The following is a 3,857-nucleotide window of genomic DNA, read 5'->3' on the forward strand; positions in this document are numbered from 1 at the left end:
GATAATCAACAAAATTTCAAGTTATAATTTGGTTTGGCAAGCGTCGTATTTGCTAGCCACTTCGTGACTAGATATACTGCTTGTTGGGATTATATCCCAAACCCTTTATGTTTTTGCGTACGCAAAAAATGAGTGACTATTGCTAGCCACTCATGTGATTCAAAACCAAATTAAAAATCAAAAACAGACCTAATGAAGCAACCAAAAATGTGGTTGCTAAATATAGAAAGTATTAAAAATTAAATAATACTTTCTATTCACTATACTTAATTTTATTCGCTAATTTAGCTACTTGTTTATTATCATGAGGTTTAATATAGATTGTTTCAATATTATCCTCAATTGCTTTTCTGGTTACCTTATCCATTTTACTATAATCACTAGTTTGTGAGCTTTCCCATTTATAAGGAATATTATTGTATACATTAATTGTTCCATCGCCATTACTGCTATATGTTATTGATCCACCAGCCCTCATAGGAGCTTCTAATTTCACAACGTTTTCTTTATAAACTGCACTATTTTGGGCTTGTGGATTTACTTTTGAACCTTTTGGTATTTCTGTAACATACACATCTCTAATCCCTTTTAAATCATTTCTTGTTGATATTAACTGATACCAAACTCGTGCATATTCAATTTCTTCGGAGTTAAAATCATTTAAGTAGCTTTTATTTTTATCAGTAGATTGTTGATTCTCATTACTGTCATTATTTTTTTGTTGCTTTTTATTATCATTTTGTTCTTTATTTTGTTTCTTGCTACTTTCTGTATTATCACCACTATCAGATGTGTTAGTTTCCTCGTTTTTGTTTTGTGTTTCCTTGTCTTTACTTTGTGAGGTAATAGTATCACTAGAACTGTTACTATTACTATTACAACCTACTAAAATTACTAATAAACCAGCAATTGATATAGCTAAAATAATTTTTTTCATATTACAACTCCTTTTCAACATTTTAAATTAGACTTATATTGATATTTTTCTAGCCAGAAAACTAGATTATAAGAGCTAAAAAGCTTTATAACATCTATAACACGATATGCATTAAATATATAATAAAATAACCACCATGTTTATATAAAACAGGTGGTTATTGAAACTATTTTAGTAGTGTATAGATTTTATAAAGTATAGGTCTAACTGGTTTGATAAAGTCCCCTATATATTCTTCTACGTGAGCGTTGAATCCTGATTTGAATTTTTGAACACCAAAATCTTCAGCATTTTCACTGAAATCGCCCGTTATACCATAAAAGTTATAACGATTAATATTATGTTCTTTTGCAAATTTTATCATTTCCCATTGTAGCCTATATGCCCCCATATAAGGATTATATTTAGGGTTTGATCCACTAGAAAGATAATAAACTTCATGGTCATTAAAGATATATAAAGAAGCTGCTAAATCTAGTATCATGCCATCTGTTTCAATTAAGGATTCTGTTTCGGAAACCTTTCTTTTTTGTGCTTTTATTTGTTGTAATTCTTGTTCATATTTATTTTTACTTTTTTTAGAATCAGGATTAGATTCCAAGTTAGTCTTGGTTTGTTCTAAAGTGTTATTTAGTTTGTCTAAATGATTGTTTTGTTTTATTAAGAGTTCGGACAAATCAATATAAGCTAATTTTAACATGCTGTTATTGTGATAAATTTTTTGCATTTGTTCAAAATACTCTTTACCTCTAAATGTAAAGCCATGTTTTTCTTCTGCCATTTTAAATAGTTTGAAAAATGTATCAGTTTCTTCTATAGGCAATGTACGGACTTTAACATTCATTTCATATGTTTTCTTAATATTTCTTCGCGTTTGATAATCCATATCTTTAAGTAATTGATCTTCTGTTTTATTTTTCAAATCAAGAACAGATAGCCAACGAATTTGGCTCGTTTGAGAGTATCCAACCGTATATCCTTGGTGTTTATAGCCCAAATCTTCCATAGTTTTAAGTAAAGGTCGATTGTTATAACTTTCTAATATTTCTCCTTGAGTATTTCGTATGTTTTCTAATGTATAAGGGTCAGTTAAAACGAATAAACCACGATTTTTTTTCAAATATTTAGTTAAGTGCTTATAGAAAAATCTCACTAGCTCATAATTATTAAAATCTAAAACTGGTCCACGATGTGTGTAAAAGTATTTAAAAAACTTCAAAGAGCGTGCTTCAGTCAAAAGACAAGCTGCTAATATATTATGTTCACTATCTTTAACTCCAACTAAATGCACATCTTTTTTTAGGTTGTTTTTGTAGTTAAAATGATTTGAACTTTGCGTATAGTGAGAAAAATGTTTATTAGTAAAGATTTCAAATTCATTTACTTCTAGTTTAGTAAAGTACATGATAAACCTACTTTCTTAATATGATATTGCGCTTTCATATGTATATTACAAAAAAAAGTCAAGCACTTTAAAAGGCTTGACTTAAAAATGAAATTTAACGGAGGGAGAAGGATTCGAACCTACGCAAGCGGAAAGCTTCTAATTAATAATAAATATCAATTTCCCTTAAGCCAGACTTGGGTATCCCTCCAAAATTTAACTGCTTTTCCATCCTATACTTTTTAAATAGAAATGTAAACCACTTTATTACAAACTTAAGTTTATTATCATTTTAAATAGATTGTATATATCATGCACGATCACTACCTATAATACTTAATTTATGTTAACTAAACAAAAAGCCAAAAACACTGATCTAACAGTGTTTTTGACTTTTATGGATTGTGAACTTTTATACACACTTTATACATCGTTGGTTTAACACGTTTTCATGTGTTTTCATACATCTTACTTTTGTATTTTTATTCAGTGAATCATTAGCGAAATTTAAGCGTTATATTATATTTTTAAGCTACTTCTTATACTTGTAATAGAAAACGATAATAAAAATTTTACTACTTAATAGGTTTTACTTATATAAAATCTGGGTAAAATTTACTAGACCTATTAATGAGTAAGCCAAGTATTGATATGTTGTTAGACATACTCTTTTTTTATACTTCAATAGAAAGTACCTATTACGAGTTTCTTGTGATAGGTACTTTTTTGTTTATTCCTTACTATTTACCAAATAAATATCTCCAAAGACTTTTTTTGTGAGTTTGTGTATTCTGAATATCTTTATATTCATGATGTGAACTATCTTGCCTTTCATTCTCTTCAAATTCATAATAATCACTTGTTTTTTCGCTATATTCTAATTGGTTTAACGCAATTTTTAGTTCGTATTTTAATTCTTCACGTTCTTTTTATCACTTATAGTTAATTGCTGTTGTTGATCTATGAGTCTTGTTAAATTGTTAATTTGTTCATCTTTCATTGAAAGTTGTTTAACAAGTAAATCATTTTCTTTTTGTAAAATTTCCAACAGATCTATATTATCTTTTCCTGAAGAAGAAGTGTATTTATTTTCAATATTTTTATGTTGCTTTAATTTATTGATTACTATCTCATCTAAATATCTTGTTTTGTTTTTCCAAATTATATTATGACTTTCATTTATTTCTTCTATCCAAGAAGTTAAAGTTTGTTTAGTAATTTGGAGTTCTTCAGATGCTTTTTTAAAACTTTTCATTTTATCACCTGCTTACCGCTAATTTACCATAATTTACTGGTATTTACCGATAAATTTAATCAACGTTTTTATCGATTTTATCGTCATTTTTTTAATACTCATAAATATTACCCAACACTTTTATAGAAAGTGTTGGGTAATATTTATGAGTATTTGTGTTAGTTCTTAAACTTACAATTTTTCAATTCTATTCATTTTTTCTAGAAATGCCTTTTGTTGTTCTTCTGTAAATTCAGTTGTTTTTGGTTTGATGGGTTCATACCTTTTATTTTTTAACCATT

The 3,857-nt window shown here is 27.5% G+C and carries 3 protein-coding genes and 1 tRNA gene; all 4 read right to left on the minus strand.

Translation table 11 applies throughout. The features are described from left to right. Window positions 1-253: 253 nt before the first annotated feature. Entirely contained in the window at window positions 254-937 is a 684-nt protein-coding gene (locus tag SOJ_RS13915) for a hypothetical protein (protein ID WP_002508761.1), read from the minus strand. A gap of 166 nt (window positions 938-1,103) precedes the next feature. After that, complete coding sequence (locus tag SOJ_RS13920) at window positions 1,104-2,342, minus strand: aminoacyltransferase (RefSeq protein ID WP_002508762.1); 1,239 nt, start codon at window positions 2,340-2,342, stop codon at window positions 1,104-1,106. Between the two features lie 98 nt (window positions 2,343-2,440). Then, window positions 2,441-2,532 (minus strand) — tRNA-OTHER (locus SOJ_RS14495). Window positions 2,533-3,231: 699 nt separating this feature from the next. Next, entirely contained in the window at window positions 3,232-3,576 is a 345-nt protein-coding gene (locus SOJ_RS13925; protein ID WP_002508763.1) for a DUF536 domain-containing protein, read from the minus strand. Window positions 3,577-3,857: the final 281 nt, after the last annotated feature.

This window comes from Staphylococcus sp. OJ82 (assembly GCF_000294465.1).
Lineage (GTDB): Bacteria > Bacillota > Bacilli > Staphylococcales > Staphylococcaceae > Staphylococcus > Staphylococcus equorum.